12 protein-coding genes are annotated in these 19,290 nt (G+C 64.1%); 4 read left to right on the top strand and 8 right to left on the bottom strand.

Annotated elements, in window-relative coordinates; genetic code table 11:
- Positions 1-5,066, top strand: a 5,066-nt coding sequence (locus HP547_RS13270) for a non-ribosomal peptide synthetase (RefSeq protein ID WP_172286526.1), incomplete at its 5' end; no start/stop codon positions are given.
- Between the two features lie 765 nt (positions 5,067-5,831).
- On the opposite strand, the gene HP547_RS13265 is transcribed toward HP547_RS13270, so the two are convergent.
- The gene (locus HP547_RS13265) at positions 5,832-8,291 is read right to left on the bottom strand and encodes a TonB-dependent siderophore receptor (protein ID WP_172286525.1); all 2,460 of its coding nucleotides are present in this window, start codon (positions 8,289-8,291) and stop codon (positions 5,832-5,834) included.
- A gap of 125 nt (positions 8,292-8,416) precedes the next feature.
- Positions 8,417-9,277 carry a formylglycine-generating enzyme family protein gene (locus tag HP547_RS13260; protein WP_172286524.1) on the bottom strand — a complete coding sequence of 287 codons (861 nt, stop codon included), beginning with the start codon at positions 9,275-9,277 and terminating at the stop codon, positions 8,417-8,419.
- Positions 9,278-9,467: 190 nt separating this feature from the next.
- On the opposite strand from HP547_RS13260, the gene HP547_RS13255 reads away from it, so the two are divergent.
- On the top strand, positions 9,468-9,629 hold the full coding sequence (locus HP547_RS13255; RefSeq protein WP_172225539.1) for a hypothetical protein: 162 nt from the start codon (positions 9,468-9,470) through the stop codon (positions 9,627-9,629).
- A gap of 116 nt (positions 9,630-9,745) precedes the next feature.
- Positions 9,746-10,627, top strand: coding sequence for a DMT family transporter (locus HP547_RS13250; protein WP_172286523.1), 882 nt, complete (start codon positions 9,746-9,748; stop codon positions 10,625-10,627).
- Positions 10,628-10,630: 3 nt separating this feature from the next.
- On the opposite strand, the gene HP547_RS13245 is transcribed toward HP547_RS13250, so the two are convergent.
- Both HP547_RS13245 and HP547_RS13240 read right to left on the bottom strand, forming a co-directional pair.
- Positions 10,631-11,089, bottom strand: coding sequence for a DUF4265 domain-containing protein (locus HP547_RS13245; protein WP_172225533.1), 459 nt, complete (start codon positions 11,087-11,089; stop codon positions 10,631-10,633).
- 13 nt (positions 11,090-11,102) lie between these two features.
- The gene (locus tag HP547_RS13240) at positions 11,103-11,978 is read right to left on the bottom strand and encodes an EamA family transporter (protein ID WP_172286522.1); all 876 of its coding nucleotides are present in this window, start codon (positions 11,976-11,978) and stop codon (positions 11,103-11,105) included.
- Positions 11,979-12,612: 634 nt separating this feature from the next.
- Between HP547_RS13240 and aceK the strand changes: the two genes are divergently transcribed.
- Positions 12,613-14,328, top strand: coding sequence for a bifunctional isocitrate dehydrogenase kinase/phosphatase (aceK, locus tag HP547_RS13235; protein ID WP_172225527.1), 1,716 nt, complete (start codon positions 12,613-12,615; stop codon positions 14,326-14,328).
- 71 nt (positions 14,329-14,399) lie between these two features.
- On the opposite strand, the gene HP547_RS13230 is transcribed toward aceK, so the two are convergent.
- The 4 genes from HP547_RS13230 to HP547_RS13215 form a co-directional block, all read right to left on the bottom strand.
- Positions 14,400-15,443 (bottom strand): phytanoyl-CoA dioxygenase family protein, encoded by a 1,044-nt coding sequence (locus tag HP547_RS13230; protein ID WP_172286521.1) that lies wholly within the window; start codon positions 15,441-15,443, stop codon positions 14,400-14,402.
- A 3-nt stretch (positions 15,444-15,446) separates the two neighbouring features.
- Entirely contained in the window at positions 15,447-17,582 is a 2,136-nt protein-coding gene (locus tag HP547_RS13225) for a capsular polysaccharide biosynthesis protein (RefSeq protein ID WP_172286520.1), read from the bottom strand.
- A 153-nt stretch (positions 17,583-17,735) separates the two neighbouring features.
- The gene (locus tag HP547_RS13220) at positions 17,736-18,302 is read right to left on the bottom strand and encodes a GNAT family N-acetyltransferase (protein ID WP_172286519.1); all 567 of its coding nucleotides are present in this window, start codon (positions 18,300-18,302) and stop codon (positions 17,736-17,738) included.
- A 4-nt stretch (positions 18,303-18,306) separates the two neighbouring features.
- Positions 18,307-19,290: LTA synthase family protein (locus tag HP547_RS13215; RefSeq protein WP_172286518.1), on the bottom strand; the 984-nt coding region annotated here is incomplete at its 5' end.

Below are 19,290 nucleotides of genomic sequence, written 5' to 3'. Positions count from 1 at the left end.
CGGCCGAGCTGCTGTGGGTACGCGCATGCGCCGATGCCGAAGACCTGGCCCATCTGGCTGACCAGGCCCAGCGCAGTTTGAACCTGGCACAGGGGCCACTGCTGCGCGCCGTGTTGGCCACGCTCGCAGACGGCAGCCAGCGGTTGTTACTGGTCATTCACCATCTGGTGGTGGATGGCGTGTCCTGGCGGGTTCTGCTCGAAGACCTGCAGCAGGCCTATCAGGCGCATGCCCTGGGGCAGCCCGTGAAGTTGCCGGCAAAAACCAGCGCGTTCAAGGCCTGGGCCGAACAGCTGCAGGCATATGCCGGCGACCCGGCGCTGCAGCGTGAGCTGCACTTCTGGCGCGATCAACTGCAAGGCAGCAGCGATGTCTTGCCGTGTGATTACCCTCACGGCGAAAACCGGCAGAAACACGCGGCGTCGGTCAGCACCCGGCTGGATTCGGCCTGGACCCGCAAGCTATTGCAACAGGCGCCGGCGGCCTACCGCACACAGATCAACGACCTGCTTTTGACGGCACTGGCCCGCGTCGTGAGCCGCTGGACCGAGCAGCCGCAAGTACTGGTGCGGCTGGAAGGCCATGGCCGCGAAGACCTGTTCGACGGCATCGACCTGAGCCGCACTGTGGGTTGGTTCACCAGCATGTATCCGGTCAGGTTGAGCCCGCAGCCTGAGTTGGCAGGCTCGATCAAGAGCATCAAGGAGCAGCTGCGCGCGGTGCCCAACAAGGGGCTTGGTTATGGCGTGCTGCGTTACCTGGGCAGCGCCGAAGCGCAGGAAACGCTGGCGGCTCTGGCCCAGGGCACGATCATCTTCAACTATTTGGGGCAGTTCGATGGCAGCTTCGACCAGCAGGCCAGCTTGTTCAAACCGGCCAAGGAGCACGCCGGGCCGAACCAGGATGAAAACGCGCCCTTGAGCGGCTTGCTGGCGCTCAATGGCCAGGTCTACGGCGGTGAGCTGATGCTGGGCTGGACGTTCAGCCGTGAGGTCTTCGACGCCGCGACCATCCAGCACCTGGCTGATGCGTATGCCGAAGAACTCAAGGCGGTGATCGAACACTGCTGCCAAGAGGATACCCGAGGCCTCACGCCATCGGACTTCCCGCTGGCCAGCCTCGACCAGGCGCAACTGGACCGCCTGCCAGTACCTGCTGCGCAAATTGCCGACATCTACCCGCTGTCGCCGATGCAACAGGGCATGTTGTTCTACACCCTGCAGGAGTCGGAAGCTGCGCTGTACATCAACCAGACATCTGTCGATGTGCACGGCCTGGACATTGATCGCTTCGTCGCTGCCTGGAACCAGGTGATTGCCAGCCATGACATCCTGCGCACGGCATTCCTGTCGTCAGCGCAATGGGCCGAGCCACTGCAGGTGGTGCAGCGTCAGGCCAGCCTGCCACTGCGCGTGATGGACTGGCGGGGGCGCAAGGTGGCCAGCGATACACTGCAGGCACTGGCTGCCGAGGACGCTGCCGAGGGCTTCGATCTGACCTGCGCGCCGTTGATGCGGTTGACCTTGGTCCAGCTGGATGAACAACGCCTGCACCTGGTCTGGTCACGTCATCACATCCTGATGGACGGCTGGAGCAATTCGCGCTTGCTGGGTGAGGTGCTGCAGGTTTATCACGGCCGCTCCGTCAGTCATGTGGGGGGACGTTTCGGTGACTACATCCGCTGGCTGGGTGAGCAACCTGTCGGCAAGCTGGAGCAGTTCTGGAGCGAAAAACTGCGAGCGCTGGAGGGCCCGACGCTGTTGGCCGAGAGTGTTGCGCCACAGGCGGACGGCAAGCTTGTCGGGCATGATGCGCTGTACCTGCGCTGGGATGCGCAGCGTACGCAACAGCTGCGAGACCAGGCTCGGCGCCTGCGCGTCACGCCAAATACCCTGGTACAGGCAACCTGGCTGTTGCTGCTGCAACGCTACACCGGCCAGGACACCGTGTGCTTCGGCGCCACCGTGGCCGGGCGCCCCACCAGCCTGGCGGGTGCGGACGAGATGCTGGGGTTGTTCATCAACACGTTGCCGGTGGTACAGGCGCCACAACCCGAGCATATTGTCAGCGACTGGTTGCACCAGTTGCAGCACTACAACCTGGAGTTGCGGGACCATGAGCACGCAGCGCTGGCCGATGTGCAACGTTGGGCGGGGCGGCCTGGGCAAGCGCTGTTCGACAGCATCGTGGTATTTGAAAATTACCCGGTTGACGAGCGCCTGCGCGAAGGTGGGGGCGGTACGCTTCGCTTTGGCGAAGTGCGCAACCGTGACGTCACCAACTACGCCATGGACCTGGCCGTGCAGTTGGGCGAAACCTTCTCGGTAGAGTTCCTTTACCTGCGCAACCGCTTCACCGAAGCCGCCGCCGAGTGCTTGCGCGGCAGCTTCGAAAGCCTGCTGACCGCCATGCTGGGCAACCCGCAGGCCACGCTCGGCAGCTTGGGTATGCTGACCCCTTCACAGGTGCAGCACGCCGACCTTCGCAACCGGCTGGCGGCCCCGCAGGGCGAGCAGCCGTTGCTTGCCGAGTGCATTGCCCTGCATGCCCGTGAGCGCGGCGAAGCCTTGGCGGTAATCTGTGGTGCCCAGCAGTTGACCTACGCCCAACTGGACGCGCGTGCCAACCGCCTTGCCCACCAGCTTATTGCGCAGGGCGCATGCCAGGAAACCTGCGTCGGCATAGCCTTGGAGCGGTCGGTTGAAGTGATCGTGGCATTCCTGGCAGTCATGAAGACCGGCGCCGCGTATGTACCACTGGATATCGACTATCCACAGGAGCGCCTGCAGTGGATCGTCGAAGACTCCGCCATGCACCTGCTGGTCACCAGCAGTGGCTTGCGCCAGCGCTTTGCCCAGGTTGCCCAGTGCGTCGAACTCGACCGGCAGGAACTGGAGCACCTGCCAGCAGATGCACCTCAAGCGCATGCATGTGCCGACAACCTGGCCTATCTGATCTACACCTCCGGCTCGACAGGCAAGCCTAAAGGCGTGGCGGTCAGCCACGGGCAGATCCGCATGCATTGCCAGGCAATCGCCAGATTGTATGAAATGGACGGGCAAACCCGCGAGTTGCTGTTCATGTCGTTTGCCTTTGACGGTGCTCAGGAGCGTTGGCTGTCGACATTGTCCTCGGGCGGTTGTCTGGTAGTGCGCGACAACAGGCTGTGGACAGCCGAAGAAACCTGGCAGACCTTGCATGCCCAGCGCATCGACATCGCCTGCTTCCCGCCGGCCTATCTGCAACAGTTGGCAGAATTCGCCGAGAGCCAGCAGCAAGCTGCGCCGGCAGTGCGGGTGTACTGCTTTGGTGGTGATGCAGTACCCGATGCATTGTTCGAGCAGGTCAAACGTTCGCTGCGCCCGCGCTGGCTGACCAATGGTTATGGGCCCACTGAAACCGTAGTCACACCGCTGCTGTGGAAAGTGCCTGCGCAAGAGACTTGCGGGGCAGTTTACGCGCCCATCGGTGAGCGGGTGGGTGAGCGCACGCTGCACGTGCTGGACCATAACCTCAACCCATTGCCAGACGGTGTGGCCGGCGAGCTTTACATCGGTGGTGATGGCGTGGCGCGTGGGTATCATCAACGCTCAGCGCTCACAGCCGAGCGATTCGTTGCCGACCCGTTCGCCACCGGTGGCCGCCTGTACCGCACCGGTGACCGGGTGCGGCGCCGCGCCGATGGGGTTATCGACTTTTTGGGGCGGCTGGACAACCAGCTGAAAATTCGCGGCTTCCGCATCGAGCCTGGCGAAATCGAGGCTCGCCTGCGCAATCTGGCCGGCGTGCGCGATGCCGTGGTGGTGGCACGTGACATCAGCACAGGCAAGCAACTGATCGGCTACGTAGTAGTGGCCAGTTCCGACATCCGCGCCGAGCAGCTACGCGATGCCCTTCGCGCCGATCTGCCGGATCATATGGTGCCAGCGCAACTGGTGCTGATGCCCTCCCTGCCGCTCACTCCCAATGGCAAGATCGACCGCAATGGCCTCCCAGCACCTGAATTTTCCGCAGGCCAGGCGTGGGTTGCACCGCGCAATGCCGTCGAACAGGCGCTGGCTGATATCTGGCAGCAGGTACTGGAGGTGGAGCAGGTCGGGGTAGATGACAACTTCTTCGAGCTGGGTGGTGACTCTCTGCGCGTGCTCAAGATGTTGTCCAAGGTACGGGCTCGCGAAGATCTGCCGATCGAGCTGAAGCTGCGTGATGTGATTGCCCGGCCGACCATCGCCGAGTTGTCTGGCTATGCACCCAACGACACCAGCCTGGACCCACTGTTGTTGCTCAATAGCCGGCTGAATACAGGTACGCCGCTGTTCTGCCTGCATGCCGGGTTTGGCACTGTGTTCGATTACGAGCCGTTGGCACGCCAGCTGGAAGGCCGGTGCACGGTGTATGGCCTGCAATGCCGGATGTTGCTGGACCCCACCTGGGGGGACGATTCGCTCGACACCATGGCCATCGACTACGCGCAGTACATCCGGCAGAAACAACCCGAAGGCCCATATCAGCTGGCCGGTTGGTCGCTTGGCGGTACGCTGGCGGTGCTGGTGGCCCGGGAGCTGGAAAACCAGGGCCAGCGGGTATCGGTGCTGGCGTTGGTGGACAGCTTTGTGCCTTCGGCTGGTCAACATGTGCAGGAGAGTGACTGGGCGGCTGACCTGTGCGGCTTCCTGGCGGTGGTTCTGGGGGGGGCGGTTGACGCGCTGACTGTGCCGGCGGTACCGGCTGGGTGCAGCAACGAGGACTTGGAGCAGGTGATTCAAGCCGCCCGTGCTGCGCAGAAGGTGCAGTCGGCTTACGCCGAAATTGGCAACGCTGACCTGGCGCAGACCTTTGTTGTGGCCATGAAGCTCAAGGAACTGTCGCGCCAGTTGAACCCGTTACCGACTACCAAGGCCGCGGCAGTTTGCTGGTGGGCCGATGAGGCAGCGCACGCGGGGAGTATTGCCGGTAGCTGCCAGGACATCGGTATCAATGCCGGGCACTATGACATCCTTCAACAGGCAGAGGTGCTCGAGGGCGTGATTGCCAGGCTGTTGCTGGAAGACACCGTTAACCCGTAAACCCTGTGAATCCACGCAGAGGTGAGAAGGGGCCGCATTAGCGTAATGCCAGTCAGTCAAGCAATTGGGGCCGCTTGGCGGCCCATCGCCGGCAAGCCAGGCTCCCACAAGTACGGCGCATGGCTTGAATTTGATGCGGTCGGGGTGGGAGCTGGCTTGTCGTGGCGACGAACCGCGGCGATGGGCTGCGCAGCAGCCCCATTAAGTTAAGCAATTGGGGCCGCTGTGCGGCCCATCGCCGGTAAGCCAGGCTCCCACAAGTACGGCGCATGGCTTGAGTTCGATGCGGTCGGGGTGGGAGCTGGCTTGTCGTGGCGACGAACCGCGGCGATGGGCTGCGCAGCAGCGCCATTAAGTTAACCAATTGGGGCCGCTTTGCGGCCCATCGCCGGCAAGCCAGGCTCCTACAAGTACGGCGCATGGCTTGAATTTGATGCGGTCGGGGTGGGAGCTGGCTTGTCGTGGCGACGAACCGCGGCGATGGGCTGCGCAGCAGCCCCATTAAGTTAAGCAATTGGGGCCGCTGTGCGGCCCATCGCCGGTAAGCCAGGCTCCCACAAGTACGGCGCAGGCTTGAATTCGATGCGGTCGGGGTGGGAGCTGGCTTGTCGTGGCGACGAACCGCGGCGATGGGCTGCGCAGCAGCCCCATTAGCTTTAACTGACTGGCATTAGCCGCATTAGCGGCCCTTTTTTTGCGGCCTGTATGCCGGGCATGAAAAAACGGCGCTTCCCGAGTGGGAGGCGCCGCTTTTCATTGGGGGGATCAGAAGTCGTAGCGCAGGTTCAGCGTCGCGTTTCTTGGTGCGCCGTAGTGGCCGTAGTTGCCGGCCAGGCCCGCGTAGTACTTCTTGTCGAACAGGTTTTCCACATTCAGCGTGGCGGCCAGGTGCTCGCTGATCTTGTAGCGGGCCATCAGGCTGGTCACGGCGTAGTCTTCCTGGGCGATACGCGTGTTGTAACGGGTGGCCACTGACTGCTTGGAGTTCCAGTTAACGCCGCCACCGACGGTCAGGCGCTCCCACTCGCCCGGCAGGCGGTAAGTGGTCCACAGGCGGAATGTATCCAGCGGCAGTTGAGTGGTCAGGCGGGTGCCATTGGCATCCTCCGTGCGGGAGTGGCTATAGCCAGTATGCAGCTCCAGCCCGCGGGCCACTTCGCCGGACAATTCAAGGTCGAAGCCCTTGGTTTCTGCTCCGCTGACTGCGCGATAGGCGGTGGAGTTGGGTACGCCGGGGACAGCGAAACCTACGTCTTCTTCTGCAAGGTTGTCACGCTTGATCAGGTAGATCGCAGCGCTGGCATTCAGGCGGCCATTGTAGAACTCACCTTTCCAGCCCATTTCATAGTTTTGCCCGATAACCGGGTCAAGCACTTTACCGGTTCGGTCGCGGCTGGTCTGGGGCTTGAAGATATCGGTATAGCTGGCATACACCGATTGTTCGTCCGTCAGGTCGTAGATCAGGCCCGCATAAGGTGTTACCTCGCCGCGCTCCTGCAAATGGGTGGGGTTACCGGTGCCTGTGGTCAACACGACCTGGTCGGAGTCGGATCGATAACTGGTAGTGCGGGCACCGAGGATCATGTGCAGATCATCGGTGAAGTTGAGCCGGGTAGCGATGAAGTAACCGGTCTGGCGGATGAACAGGTCATAGTCCAGCAGCGGCGAATAACTGCCAGGCTGCGGCAAGCGGTTACCCCAGTTGTAGAAGTTGGCATCCACCGCCCCGGCCGTACCGGTGAAGTGGTTGTTCTCGTAATCCATGTAATCGAACCCGGTGACCAGCTCGTGGGTCTGGCCGAAGAGCTGGAACGGGCCCTGCAGGGTGACGTTGACGCCACGTTGTACCTGATGGGCATCCACCTCCAGGCGATCGAATGAGGCGTTGCCAGTGGCCTGGTCGAGGGTGGATACACCCGCGCCGGTACGATAGAACGCCGACAGCGAGTCGCGATCAACGTCCATGTAGTTGCCGGCCACTTTCAGCTGCCAGCCATTGCCAAGCTCCTGGTCCAGGCCAAAGGAGTAGTTCTTGGTGGTGTAGTCTTCGTACATCCAGCGTGGGCCGGAACTGGTGGAACGAGAGAAATGGGTGGGCTGGCCGTTGCTGAAGAACAACGGTACGCCCGGAGCGCCGTTGGCGTCGTAAGTCTGGTAATCCATGCCGAAACGCACGGTCGTGGTATCGGTGAGGTCTGCTTCCAGCACGCCGTACACCAGGTCGCGGTCCTGGCTGTACCAGTCCATGTAGCTCTGGTTGCTTTGCTTGGCTGCCACCAGGCGGCCACGCAGTTTGCCGCTTTCGATCAGCGGGCCGGAGACATCGGCCTCGGTGCGGTAGTAGTCCCATGAGCCGACACCGGCCTGCACATACGACTGGAACTCGCGCGTAGGGCGCTTGCGCACCATGTTGACCACACCGTTGGGTTCGCCGGCACCCGTCATCAGGCCAGTGGCGCCGCGGACGATTTCTATGCGGTCGAACATGGCCATGTCCATCAGCGTATTGGGCATGTTACGCGTCAGGTAGTCTTGTGTGGTATTCACGCCATCGAGCTGGTACGTGCTGATTTCCGAGCCGCGCGAGTAAATGTGAAAACGCTCGCCACCGTCCTGGGACATGGTGATGCCCGGGTTCTGCTTCAACACGTCGGTGATGCTTGCCAAGTGTTGGTCGTCCATCTGCTGGCGGGTGACAACGCTGATGCTCTGCGGCGTTTCGCGGATAGACAGATTCATGCGGGTGGCGGTGCTGGTGACGCCAGTGGTATAGGAACCCGTGCCTTCGGTAGTGGCCCCAAGGCCCATGCTATTGACGTTGGTCGCCGAAAGCTCGACCTGGCCGTCCTTTGCGGCTGAACTCGCCGTGACGGTGACCGTGTCGCCGTCGATCTGATAGCGCAGGCCGCTGCCCCCCAGCAGGATACGCAGCGACGAGGCGAGGTCGTGACGCCCCTTCAGCGTAGCGGAGCGGACCCCGCTGATATCTTCCGGGCTATACAGCAACTGGGTATCGGTCTGCTTGGCCAGCGCCTGCAACGCCGAGTTCATCGACTGCGCAGGAATATCCAGGGTCCATTCCTGCGCCTGCACCTGGGCAACCAGCGCCCCGGACAGGGCCATGCCCAGGCCAATGCGCGACAACGCGCGCTGTGGGCGAAGGGAATGACGGATCAGTAACGCTTTGGCAAGCGGGTTGAGCGGGCCGGGCAAGGACTTGGACATCTATTGCGGTCTCGTTGGCAGAGGGTTTTTTTCTATGTCAGCTATGGGACGCAGCACCTGCAAAAAACCGGAACGATTCTTATTGGCGATTTTTTTGTCGGCGCTGCGTTAACCGCGTCACAACTTCACAGTTCGCGTGCTACGCGAAAACCGAGGAAGTCGCCGCGGGTGGTCTTGAGGCGGTCGTTGCGGTTGGCCGAGCGCGAGAAGATCGGCGGCTCGCCCCAGTCGTTGCCACGCATGTGCGCGCGGATGCACTTGGGGTCCTGGATCCAGGCACTGCCGTCGGCGGGGGCGCCTTGATAGCTTTCGTGGTAGCAGTCGGCAACCCACTCGTAGACGTTGCCGTGCATGTCGTACATGCCAAAGGCATTGGCCGGGTAGCTGCCCACCGGGGCGGTGTAGGTGTAGCCATCGCGTGGGCCGTAGGTGTTGGCGTGCTTGCTGATCTCGTACTTGCCCGGCTCGTCGAAGGGGAAGGGGAACGCACCGGCGGAGCCGCCGCGGGCGGCGTATTCGCGTTCGGCTTCGCTGACCATGCGGTAGGGCTTGCCGGTGGTTTTCGCCAGCCACCGGGTGTAGGCCTGCACTTCGTCGTAGTCGACGCACACCGCTGGCTGGCGGGGGCCTTGCTTGTAGCTTGGCTTGCTGGCTTCGCACCAGCGGCCGGGGCGGTCGTCGCCACTTTTGATCACGGTGCCGGTGGCCTTGATGTAGGCATCCAGCTCGCCGGCGGTGACCTGGTAGCGGCTCATGGCGAAGGGCTTGGCGAAGGTCACGGTGTGCAAAGGGCCTTCGTCGGGCTGGCGGCCGACTTCGTCGTCGGGCGCGCCCATCACATAGCTGCCGGCGGGCAGCACGACCATTTCCGGGCAGTTTTTGCAGTCCTTGAATACGTCGCCTGGTTTGGCTGCATGGGCGTAGGCGCTGACCAGCAGCAGGCAGGTGATCTGGGCTGGCCGGTAGAGCCAGGTGGATACGTTCATCAGTGATCCTCGAATCGGGTGAATGCGTGCTGCGTTTCGCATTCAGACGAGACGGGGCGGTGAAAAATTAACCAGGGGGCGATGCGCTCCAGCCTGTGCGGGGCTCGCGGCAAAGCCGATGGCAGCAGTTGCCAGGCCCGATACACCGGGCTATAGTCCAGCCCATTGTTCTCTTCCTGAAGACCTGTTCATGCCAGCCAGCCCTTCCACCACAAGCTTTGCCATCGCGCCAGTCGCGGGCATGGTCGTGCGTGGCAGCCAGCAGCCGGTCATGATCAGTCACTACCCACCACCTGTCAGTGGCGTCGTAGGCGGCGTAGCTCCGCCTGCTTGCGTGGTCGTGCTGGGCTGATCGGCTTTAGGCCGCACCCCTTCGCACACGCAACCTACTGAACACGGTCGGCTACTTCCCACGCTGAAGCGCACGCCGTCCGTTTGGCTTTTTCGCCTAACATCAGGTGGCAATACATGTCTGTCATTACCAAAGCATCCGTGGCCTCGGCGGCCACTACCAGCCTGTTCGTCCTGCTGTGGAGCAGCGGCGCAATCGTCTCCAAACTGGGCCTGGCACATGCCAGCCCGTTCGCCTTCCTGCTGTTGCGCTCGGCACTGGCCCTGAGCGGCCTGCTGCTGATCGGGCCGCTGCTGGGCCTGCGCTGGCCGCGCAGCCGCGGGGCCATCCTGCGGGCACTGGGCACCGGGTGTGTGCTGCTGGGCGCCTACCAGATCTTTTACCTGCTGGCGCTCAATACCCATGTCACCCCCGGCGTGATGGCCACGGTGATGGGGGTGCAACCGATCCTTACCGTGGTGCTGATGGAACGCCAGCGTTCCTGGAGCCGCTTGTTCGGCCTGGGGTTGGGGCTGGGTGGCTTGATCATGGTGGTGTACCAGGGCATCAACCTGGGCGGGGTATCGCTGGCGGGCATGCTGTTTGCCTTGCTGGCGCTGGCCAGCATGACCTTTGGTTCGATCCTGCAGAAACGCATTACCGACAACCCGATGGGCACGCTGCCGCTGCAGTACCTGGCGGGCTTTGCCATGTGCGCTGTGTTCGCACCGCTGCAGCCGCTGCATGTCGAGTGGACCGGCGGCTTCATCGGCGCGCTGCTGTGGATGGGGCTGGTGGTTTCGCTGCTGGCGACCTTGCTGCTGTACCGGCTTATCGCCAAGGGCAACCTGGTCAATGTCACCAGCCTGTTCTACCTGGTGCCGGCGGTGACGGCGGTGATGGACCTGCTGATCTTCGGTAACCGCCTGGCACCGCTCAGCCTGCTGGGCATGGGGCTGATCGTGGTGGGCCTGCTGTTCGTGTTCCGCAAGCCCGCTGCGCGCTTGGCCGAGGTGTAAGCGCTAGCGGAATTCTTCGGGGATGGTGTGGCGCAGCACGCCTTCCTCGAAGTCCAGCAGGCCGGCTTCGCGCTGGGTGAGCAGGTAGTAGAGCAGGGTATCGAGCGAACGCAGCGACGGCACCTCGACCGCCAGCATCTTCACTGCCGGCTCGGTTTCACAGGCGCAGCCGAAATCGAGCAAGGCTGCACGTACCTGGTCGAGGGTTTCCGGTGGCCTGACCACAACCCGGAACACCGAGCTGCCACTGCTGCTGCGCAGTTCATCGAACCAGGTTTCGCCAGCTTCTTCACGGGTGCCGATGAGGTCGCCCGGGGCTATGCCGTAGACATGAAAGGGAATGCTGTCGACGCTGTATCCGCCTTCCACGGCCTTGGCCCACAACCCCTCGACCGAGGCGGGCGGGTAGCCGTTCGGGTCCTGTTCCAGGCGGAACAGGACTTTTTTATATGCGTTGTCCATCGTTTACACCGCGTCAGTTGCGTGCCGGGCGCAGCACCAGCCACAACGCTGCAGCAATCAGCAGGCCGCCGTACAGGTGTGCCAGCGACAATGGTTCGTCCAGCAGCCATGCCCCCCACAATACGCCGAATACCGGAATCAGGAAGGTCACCGTGCTGGCCTTGACCGGGCCGATTTCTTCCAGCAGGCGGAAGTAGAGGATGTAGGCGAACGCCGTGCACAGCAGGCCCAGGCCCAGCAGCGACGACCAGACCTGCCAGCCACCCCAGCTGGCCGGTGGCTGGCTGATGGCGCTCCAGGCGAACAGCGGGCTCAGCAGCAGCGTGGCGCCCATCATGCTGCCCAACGCCGAGAGGCGGCTGTCGAGGCCGCTGACCCAGCGACGGGCAAGGAACCCGGCAAAGCCGTAGCAGGTGGTGGCCGCCAGGCAGGCGAGGGCGCCTTGCACCAGGGCCATGTCCAGCGCCACCGGGCCGGCGCCGCTGAGGATGCCGACGCCGAACAGGCCGAGGAAGATGCCGCAGAGCTTGGCCAGGGTCATCGGCTCGCGGAAGAACAGCACGCCGACCAGCACGCCCATCAGCGGTGTGGTGGCGTTGAAGATCGCCGAATAGCCCGCCGGCAGCACCTGCGCGGCCACGGAGTAGAAAGTGGCCGGGATACCGGAGTTGATCATGCCCAGCACCAGGCAGGCGCCAAGCTTGCCCTGGAAGTCCCAGCGCACGCGGGCGGCGGCGACGATGGCGACCAGGCCCAGGCAGGCGATGGAGACACGGAAGAACGCGGTCGGCACCGTGCCCAGCTCGGGTGCGATGATGCGCATGAACAGGAAACTCGCCCCCCAGACGGCGGCAAGTGTCAGCAGGCGGGCTAGGGCGATGGGGCTCACAACGGTCTCCGGAGGCAGGGCAGGGGCGCGAGTGTACGCCAGGGGGCGGTGCGATTCTTGTGCTTTCTTGCGCTGTAAACCTGTACCGGCCCATTCGCGGATGAATCGGACCACCGCACCGCGGCTCCTGCTTGCAGGAGATTGCCCAGCCCACAGGTCTCTGCTAAATCAGTCAGTTATGTGCAGTTCAATGTGAGATTGCCCAGCCCAGTGGGAGCGGGTTCACCCGCGAATGCGGTGGCGGCGACAACAGTGAATGCCCAAGGATATTGGCCGGCAGGTCCGGCCTCTTCGCGGCGGTTCGACGCCTCGATGAACCCGCTCCCACAGGGTCCCTGCTAAATCAGTAGTTATGTGCAGTCAATGTGAGATTGCCCAGCCCAGTGGGAGCGGGTTCACCCGCGAATGCGGTGGCGGCGGCGACAGTGAATGCCCAAGGATATTGGCCGGCAGGTCCGGCCTCTTCGCGGGTAAACCCGCTCCCACAGGGTCCCTGCTAAACCAGTGAGTCATGTGCAGTTCTATGAGAGAGGGTTTACCGAGGCGTCGAACCGCCGCGAATGGGCCGGCACAGGCACCGCATTTCAAACAGGCCGACTAAGCTGTGTAACTCACCCCCATCGAGGTTTCCGGCATGCCCCAACCCTGGCCCGCTGTCGAAATCGCCCGCACCATCCTCGCCGGCTTCGACGACTACCGAGACCACTTCCAGCGCATCACCCTTGGTGCCCGCCAGCGCTTCGAGCAGGCGCGCTGGCAGGCTATCCAGCAGGCCTCCGCCGCGCGCATCACCCTCTATGAAGAAAAGGTCGCCGAGGTCAACGGCTGGCTGCGCCAGGCCTTTGCCGCAGAGGTGCTGCTGGACGTGGAGCAGTGGCCGTTGGTGAAAAACGCCTACATCCAGCTGATCGACCCGCGGCTGGACGACGAGCTGGCCGAGACCTGGTACAACTCGCTGTTCTGCAGCCTGTTCAGCCACGACCTGATCAGCGATGGCAGCATGTTCATCCACACCACCCGGCCGTCCATGCGTGGCCGTGAGCGCGCTGCGCAAACCCGCACCTATCGGCCTGAAGGTGGCATCAAGGGGTTGCTGCGGGCGGTGTTCGACGATTACCCGTTCGATACGCCCTACGGCGACCTGGACGGCGACCTTGCACGCCTGGAAGAGCAACTGCGCGAATGCCTGCCGGACTGGGTGTGCAAGGACCCGGCCCTGGCCGTGGAGCTGTTCGTGCCGGTGCTGTACCGCAACAAGGGCGCCTACCTGGTGGGCCGCCTGTACAACGGCGACGAGCAATGGCCGCTGGCAATTGCCCTGCTGCACCGCGAGGGCCACGGCATCGAGGCTGATGCGCTGATCACCGACGAGGCCGAGGTCTCGATCATCTTCTCGTTCACCCGCTCCTACTTCATGGCCGATGTGCCGGTGCCGGCGGAGTTCGTCAATTTCCTCAAGCGCATTCTGCCGGGCAAGCACATTGCCGAGCTGTACACCTCGATCGGCTTCTACAAGCAGGGCAAGTCGGAGTTCTACCGGGCGCTGATCAACCACCTGGCCAGCAGCGACGACCGCTTCGTCATGGCGCCCGGGGTGCGCGGCATGGTCATGAGCGTGTTCACCCTGCCGGGCTTCAACACCGTGTTCAAGATCATCAAGGACCGCTTTTCGCCGTCCAAGACCGTCGACCGCGCCACGGTTATCGACAAGTACCGGCTGGTGAAAAGCGTCGACCGGGTAGGGCGTCTGGCCGATACCCAGGAGTTTGCCGATTTTCGCTTTCCGCGCAGCAAGTTCGAGCCGGAGTGCCTGGCCGAGTTGCTGGAGGTGGCACCGTCGACGGTGGCGCTGGAGGGCGATACGGTGCTGATCCGCCACTGCTGGACCGAGCGGCGCATGACGCCGTTGAACCTGTACCTGGAACACGCCAGCGAAGCCCAGGTGCTGGAGGCGCTGGAGGACTATGGGTTGGCGATCAAGCAATTGGCGGCGGCGAATATCTTCCCTGGCGACATGCTGCTGAAAAACTTCGGCGTTACCCGGCATGGCCGCGTGGTGTTCTACGACTATGACGAAATCTGCTTCCTGACCGAGGTGAACTTCCGCCATATACCGCCGCCACGTTACCCGGAAGACGAAATGTCGGGTGAGCCGTGGTACTCGATCGGGCCGCACGACGTATTCCCCGAGGAGTTTCCGCCGTTTCTGTTTGCCGATATCGGCCAGCGGCGGTTGTTCAGCCGTTTGCATGGGGAACTGTATGACGCGGATTACTGGAAGGGGCTGCAGGCGGCGATTCGCGAGGGCAAGGTGATCGATGTGTTCCCCTATCGGCGCAAAGGCAGGTAGTTGCCACGCCAGCACCGCCGGCCCTGCGTCGATCGGGTAAACCCGCCCAAACAGGGCAGGTTTACCGTGGGTCAGATATACGGCGCCTCATACGCATTCAACTGTTCCACAAACCGCCAATGGCTTTTCTTCCCGAACCCCATCAACCGCTTCAAGCGGATATCCCAGCGCATGTGGTGATTGGCAATCCACGGCAAGGCAAACAGGTGCGCCCCACGCCACGGTATGAACGGGTTACGCCGCAGGCTGGCGTAAATCTCTACCCGGTGGCTGGCCTGGTGGCTGGCACAGCGGGCATGGAAGCCCGAGGTGTCCGCCACCACCAGGGTATTGGCCGGCACGGCAAAGCGCCGTGGCGGCGGCAGGCCGAGGGCGGCCAGGTCGGGCTCGTCGATGCGGAACGACCCTTCGCGGTGCATCCGCTCGACAGACCGCGCCGCCCCCAGGCTTTGCCGGTATTCCCACGCCAGCCGCTCCGGCGTCAGCCGATGCGACCCCGGCACATAACTGAACGGCCCCTGGTCATCCTCCACATCATCCAGGAACAACCAGGCCTTGGCCGTGGGGTGGAAGGTGTCGGCATGCAGCCGGGTCTGCGGGTCCTGGTCGGCATTGGCCGCGTCAATCACGATCGACTGCAACTGATAGGTAATGCCACCGGTATTGGACGACGCATAGGCAATCAGGTCGCGCACACCCTTGTCCGCCACAAACGCAGCACTGGCCGGGTTACACGCCAACACATCCTGGTCCAGGCTTACCCGGCGCGTTACCGCGCGGCCCTGGCGCATTTCCCAGCCAGTGCTGCGCAAGGCGCCCAGCTCGGCGCGCAATGCCGCAAACTGTTCGGCGGGCAGGGCGTTTTCACGGATGAAAAAACCGTTCTGCTCAAAATGCTCCCGCTCACCGGCATCCAGCCGCGAGGCCAGTGCCTGGCGGCGGTAGCCGGCCATGGCCATCGCCAGCTGGCGACGCTGTACATGCAAACCCAGCGCGTTCAGCCGGGCACTGCCCAACACCGGGTTGTTCTCGAACGACTTGGCATGGGTAGCCAACTGCAAGCAATGCCAGGGGAGCGCCGCGTAACGGCCGATGTCCTTGATCGATACAGGCATGTTCTAGTCCTTTGATGGGGCCAGTGGCCGGCCGCAGCCGAGCATGGTCCGGGTATAGTTGAGCAACGGCGCCAATCGCTTGTTTGCCGCGCGCGCCGGGTGTGGCGCGCTGAGGCAGGCGAGGGCGTGCCAGGCATCGCAGGGCAAGTCTTGCTGGACGTCGGCATAGCGCGCATAGCGCAGCAGGGCGCCGGCTACCAACTGGTCCAGGGTCAGGCGCCGAGTTCGGCGCGGCAGTGGCTGGTGGTCCTCGGTCAGGCCCCAGCCGGCATAAAACGGCGTACCGTAGGTGACAACCGGCACACCGCGCAGCAAGGCCTCGAAACCGGCAGTGGAACTGAGCGTATGCAACGCATCGACCTGGCCATACAGGCCGGCGATGTCCACCCCGGCCAGCACCTGGTCCGCCAGCCCCACCAGTTGGGCGGGTGCCACCTGGCCCCGGCGCTTGCCGGCCTCTACGTCCGGGTGCGGCTTGTACAGCACCCAGGCATCCGGCAGCTGCGCCCGCACCTGTTGCAGCAAGCGCAGGTTGCACCCGGCACCGCCGCCGCTGCACAGCGCCGAGGCATCGTCCTCTACCTGGCCCACCACCAGTACCCGCAGCTGGCCCGGTTGCCCCAGCAGCGCGGGCCGCGCGTTGCTGCGCAGGTTGAACTTGCTGGCACCGCTGGCCACGATCTGCGCCCGCAGGCTTGCAGCCTCGGCCAGGGTTGCGGCATCGAAGGTGCCATGCTGCAGCAGTTGCTCCAGGTCGCTGGCAGACTGCGCATCGTAATGAATGCCACCCCGGTCCAGTACCAGCGACAGCGCCGGGCTGTTGCTGGCGCCCAGCCCCGTGGAGCGCAAAAAACCATCCTCGACCCGCCACAGCGGCACACCGGCCTGGCGCGCACGTTCGGCAAGGCCGGCCGGCTCGCGTGCCGCCCACACCAGCAGCCGGCCCTGTTCGGCGGCTACCTGCTGCACCAGCTGCGGCGTGTCCAGCGCAAAACGCAGCTGCCCCCAGCGGCTGGCAAAAAAGCGCCGGATATTGTGCTGCTTGTGCCGCTTCACCCCCAGCACCGTGGTCGGGCCGGCAAACCCGGCATCGCGGGCCTTCTTGCGGGCCAGCTGACGGGCAACGGTCAAGGCATCGGTCAGCTGGCCGGTCAACGGGTCCACATAGCGGCAATAGCGCACATAAGCCGCAGCCACCAGCTGCACCAGGTCTGGCCGGGCCTGGCGGCGGGGGATGGCCATGCGGTCATCGGTCAGCCCCCAGCCCGCATAGAACGGCAGCCCGAAACAGGTCACCGGCACACCCTGGATCAACGCCTCCAGCCCCGCCTGGCTGGTGCCCACGTACACCCGCCGGGCACGCCGCGCCAGAGACGCCCAGGCCACCGGCCGCGCCTCCAGCGCTACCCCACGCGCCTGCGCCGCTGCCAGCAGGCAGCTGGGCTTCTGCCCGCCCAGGCAGTCGGGGTGAATGCGCACGCGCACGTCGGCGCCGGGGTTTTCGGCCAGCGCCACATCCAGCATGCGCACATAGTCGGCCTCGCAAAGCCCGCCACCCGGGATCGAATAGTCCCCGGCCGTCTGGTCCACCACCAGCACCAACGGCCGCTCGCGGCCCAGCGGGTCGTCTGCGGGCAAGTCCTGGGCGTTGTTGTATTTACCGATGCCGCTGCTGCGCATCAAATCGATCAGTTCGCGGGCGCAGCCCAGCTCGTAGTCGCTGAGGGCCTCGGGCTGCTGCAGAATGTTTTCCAGCAGCGAAGGGCGGTCTGCCAGGTAGTGAATACCCACCGGGTCGACCACCATCGACATCGGCGTGTCGCCCTCGATGCCCAGCGAGGAAGACCGCAGAAAACCGTCCTCCAGCGCAATGTAAGGCAGCCCCCAGCGCTGGCACAGCACCCGGGCCTGGGCCGACGATTGCTTGTAGCCGATACCGGCAATGGCCTTCAGCCCCTTGGGCGCCTTGCGCCCGCGCCGCCACAGCCAGAAGGGCGGGCCTTCCGGGCCGAGAAACTGCGGCAGGTGCAGCACCTTCCAGGCCACCCATTGCGACATGATGCCGACCCAGCCGGTGCCGTCTACCAACGCCTGCGGGGGCGTGAACTGGCCGATGTTGACGGGCAAGTCAGCGCTCATGGCAACCACCGCATATAAAGGGCTGCACAGGCCTTGTGGGAGCGGGCATGCCCGCGAAGCAGGCGCCACCGTGGCTGGCAGCGGCGCAGCCGGGGTTCGCGGGCCAAGCCTGCCCCCACAGCCCCAAGGCAGCTGGTTGTTCCATAATGTGCATTACACCGCCCGCCACATGTTGCGCACCGGTGGAAACGGCACCCAGCGCTTGCGGCGCGGGGCAAAGCCGTTGTGCAGGTACAGCCGTTGCGCCCGAGGGTTGTTCAGTGGCACCTCCAGCTCGACCTGGGTAAAACCCTGGCCCGCAGCATGCGCACAGCACGCCTGCACCAGCGCCGCACCCACGCCTTGCTGGCGGGCAGCCTTGCTCACCCGCAGCCCGTACAGCAGGAACGGGTAGCGCCATTCACGCAGCTCGCTCAGGCAAAAGCCGGCAAAGCGCACCCCGCCAGCCAGCACGCCGAACTCCCGAATGAACGGCCGCCAGCGCAAGGCAAACGGCCCACGCTTGTCATGTTTGAACGCGGCAAAGCCCAGCACCTGCTCGCCGTCGAAGGCCAGCAGTACACGGTCCCAGTTGATGGCCGCGCCCAGCAGGCGATAACGGCACGCCGTATCGCCGATCAGAAACGCCAGCGAGCCCCGCCCCTCGGCCAGCAAGCGGGCCAGGGCAGGGGCTGCGGCACGCTCCGGCGCCAGGTCCGATCCCAGAACGATGTGCACCACCTTGTCAGGCTACCCCGGCGCTGGCAGCCGGCGCATGCCGGCCTTGCGCAGGCGCCTGGGCATGGGTGCAGGCATGGCCGAGCAAGGTACTGGACAACTGCTGTACCGCCAGTGCAGTGGCACGGCAGCCCGGTTGGTGGCGGTTGGACCAGATCAGGTAGTCGGTTTCACCCGCGGGTGCGCCGATTGCCTGGTACACCCCAGGCAAGATCGGCACATGGTCACCATAGAAGCACAGCAGCGCCTCGTTCGGCCGGGCCATCAGCGTTTCGCGCAGCATGCCCAGCATGCGGTCGGCATTACAGATATGCCGCACATAAGGGCCCAGGTCCTGCATGCCCGGTTGCAGCGGGCGGTCGAACCAGGCGGGCAGCTCGTGCGCGGCCGCGCTTTCCAGGTGCAGCGGGCCGTGGTTTTCCATGGTTACCGCATGGATGAACAGCGGTTGGGTACGGCCTGGCGCCTGCAGCAGTTCGCGAATCTTTTCCGCCACCGCGCAATCACCAATGAACGGCCCGGCCTTTTGCGAAGCGTCGAACGCCTTTACATCGATGAACTCGTCAAAGCCCAGCGCCGGCAGCACCTTGTTGCGCCCATAAAAGCCGCCATCGTAGGGGTGAATGCAGACAGTGCGGTAACCCTGCGCCTTGAGCGTGGAGGCGATGCTGGGCAGGCCCTGACGGGCCAGCACGCGGTACGGGTTGAAGCGGTGCACCCCCAGCCGGCCTGTGGGGATACCGGTCAGGTAGGCGAACTCGGTACGCACCGTATTGGCGCCCCAGGCCGCGACCTGCAGCTTGCCCCGGGCCAGCGCCTGGCTGGCCAGCAGGTCGTACTGGTCGAGCACCTGCGGGCGCACGCCCGGCCACAGGTCGCGCACATCGAAGAACGACTCGCTCTGTACCGAGACCAGGTCCGGCAGCGATGTGGGCTGGCCAAAGCCCGATGCAGCAGCGGCCTTCGCCGGCGAAGAGGCCGGCACAGGCTC

Origin of the sequence: Pseudomonas sp. CM27, from assembly GCF_013179515.1 — a bacterium.
In the GTDB taxonomy this organism is placed as follows: Bacteria; Pseudomonadota; Gammaproteobacteria; order Pseudomonadales; family Pseudomonadaceae; genus Aquipseudomonas.
The sequence above is the reverse complement of the archived record's forward strand: the minus strand, read 5'-3'. Positions and strand labels throughout refer to the sequence as shown.

Bases quoted from the DNA above. Each gene is read 5' to 3' on its own strand.
- HP547_RS13265 (WP_172286525.1), bottom strand. From the start codon at position 8,291: ATGTCCAAGTCCTTGCCCGGCCCGCTCAACCCGCTTGCCAAAGCGTTA.
- HP547_RS13260 (WP_172286524.1), bottom strand. From the start codon at position 9,277: ATGAACGTATCCACCTGGCTCTACCGGCCAGCCCAGATCACCTGCCTG.
- HP547_RS13255 (WP_172225539.1), top strand. From the start codon at position 9,468: ATGCCAGCCAGCCCTTCCACCACAAGCTTTGCCATCGCGCCAGTCGCG.
- HP547_RS13250 (WP_172286523.1), top strand. From the start codon at position 9,746: ATGTCTGTCATTACCAAAGCATCCGTGGCCTCGGCGGCCACTACCAGC.
- HP547_RS13245 (WP_172225533.1), bottom strand. From the start codon at position 11,089: ATGGACAACGCATATAAAAAAGTCCTGTTCCGCCTGGAACAGGACCCG.
- aceK (WP_172225527.1), top strand. From the start codon at position 12,613: ATGCCCCAACCCTGGCCCGCTGTCGAAATCGCCCGCACCATCCTCGCC.
- HP547_RS13230 (WP_172286521.1), bottom strand. From the start codon at position 15,443: ATGCCTGTATCGATCAAGGACATCGGCCGTTACGCGGCGCTCCCCTGG.
- HP547_RS13225 (WP_172286520.1), bottom strand. From the start codon at position 17,582: ATGAGCGCTGACTTGCCCGTCAACATCGGCCAGTTCACGCCCCCGCAG.